The 398-nt window shown below is 62.3% G+C and carries 1 protein-coding gene; it reads left to right on the top strand.

Annotated features, from left to right (window positions below):
- Positions 1-226 precede the first annotated feature (226 nt).
- A partial coding sequence (locus tag AC2JF9_RS10145; RefSeq protein WP_500727516.1) for an acyl-CoA dehydrogenase family protein occupies positions 227-398 on the top strand: 172 nt, incomplete at its 3' end.

Here is a 398-nt window from a genome sequence, read left to right as displayed (position 1 = left end):
CGCTTGACGGAAATGGGATTCGATGGCTACCTCTTGGTCAAAAATCTACTTGCGAGTAGCTTTCGAGGATCCGTTGGGAAGATCAATGCCGGAATCCGTCGAACACGGCGCGCCCGGATCGTGTGCGGCGCGATCCGGGCAGATGCCGAGATTCTCCCCGACCCGGCGTGTCGGCGCAGCCCGCAGCAGCGCCCTCCCCGCCTCTGCGTGACGCAAAGGAACGTCCATGACATACCGCTCATCTTGGATGACTGCCGATCTCGATATCTTCCGGAAGACGTTCCGGCGCTATCTCTCCACCAATCTTGCGTCGCGCGCGGAGCGGTGGCGCGCCGACAAGATGATCGACCGGGATGCTTGGCTGTCTCTCGGGGAGATGGGCGCGCTCTGCCCCGACA

This window comes from Lactobacillus sp. C449L, assembly GCF_059900815.1.
Note: the sequence above shows the minus strand (reverse complement) of the source record. Positions and strands in the feature narration are given on the sequence as shown.